The organism is Burkholderia sp. BCC1640, assembly GCF_902833125.1.
GTDB classification, from domain to species: domain Bacteria; phylum Pseudomonadota; class Gammaproteobacteria; order Burkholderiales; family Burkholderiaceae; genus Burkholderia; species Burkholderia diffusa.
In genome coordinates, this window is the sequence record NZ_CADFEF010000085.1 from 1 (window position 1) to 1444 (window position 1444).

1 protein-coding gene is annotated in these 1444 nt (G+C 62.0%); it reads right to left on the bottom strand.

Translation table 11 applies throughout. The features are described 5' to 3' along the window. Position 1 precedes the first annotated feature (1 nt). Positions 2-1282, bottom strand: coding sequence for an IS256 family transposase (locus tag HWX25_RS32545; RefSeq protein ID WP_175912688.1), 1281 nt, complete (start codon positions 1280-1282; stop codon positions 2-4). Positions 1283-1444: the final 162 nt, after the last annotated feature.

Consider the following 1444-nt stretch of genomic DNA (forward strand, 5'->3'; position numbering starts at 1 on the left):
ATCAGGCGGCAAGCGGTTGCTGAGCCGGTGCGCTTTCGATCACCGGGATGCCATCTTCGAAGGGAATGCCCTTCAGAAGCTGTTCGATTCTTTCTGCGCCGCGAATGCGACGCCACGACTGCTCGGCCGACTCAACGAGCTTGAATGCCATGCCGAGGAACGTTGCGCGCGACAGGCAATTTCGGGCGCGGCTCGTGCGATGGCGCACGGTGGCAAACGTCGACTCGATCGGATTGGTCGTTCTCAGGTGCTGCCAGTGTTCCGCCGGGAAGTCGTAGAACGCGAGCAGTTCATTGCGGTCCTTCGTGAGCTTCTCAACGGCCTTCGGATACTTGGCGCCATACGTCGCGACGAATCGCTCGAAGGCAACCAGTGCCTCGGCACGAGTGGCGGCATTCCAGATTTGCGCCAGGTCTGTTTTCGCACGGCCATGCTGTGCCTTCGGCAAGGCGTTGAGCACGTTGCCGATCTTGTGGAACCAGCAGCGTTGCTGCCTGGTCTGCGGGAACACTTCTTCGAGCGCGGCCCACAAGCCCATCGCGCCGTCACCCGCTGCCAGCAACGGGCCGGCCTGCAAGCCACGCGCCTTCAAATCAAGCAGCAGATCCCGCCAGGATGCCTTCGATTCCCGATAGCCGTCGGCGATCGCTACACGCTCCTTGCTGCCGTCGGGCTTCACGCCGATGATCACCAGCAGGCATTGGCCGTCGCTGTCCTCACTGCGCGCGCCGGTATGAATGCCGTCGGCCCACCAATAGACCCAGCGCGCTTGCTTCAGATCGCGCCTGTTCCACTGCTCAAACTCCTCGGCCCATTGCGCCTTAAGCCGCACCACGACGTTCGGCGAGAGCCCCTTGGCATCTTCGCCCACCAGCACGCTCAACGCCTCGCTCATGTCGCCCGTCGAGACGCCGCGCAGATAGAGCCACGGCAGCGCAGCCGACACCCGCGGCGAGCGGCGCACATACGGCGGCACGAGGCTCGAATTGAACTTCACGCCCGAGCCCGAGCGATCGCGCACCTTCGGCACTTGAACGGGCACCGGGCCGATGGCCGTGACGACCTCGCGCTTGGGCAGGTAGCCGTTACGCACGACCGCACGCCTGCCGTCCAGCGTCTTCACGTTCGAATACCGTTCGAGCAATGCCGCCAATTCCGCCTCGATCGCCTGTTGGATGATTTGCCGCGCGCCTTGTTGGATCAGATCGTCCAGGCCCGGCAGCGCCTTGAATTCCGTCTCTGTTGCTTGACTGTTGTTCTCTTCCTGCGTACGTTTCGCCATGGTGGTGGAGCTCGGTTGCTGGTTTGTTACCCTGAGAAAGCAACATTCTCAGCCAACCGCCACCGCCTTCCTCATACTCCCCGCCTGCCGCCGTACACCAGATCCGAGATTAGCTCGTGATAAGAGCAGTGAGAATGCTAGTTCGACTAGGAGAATTCTTCT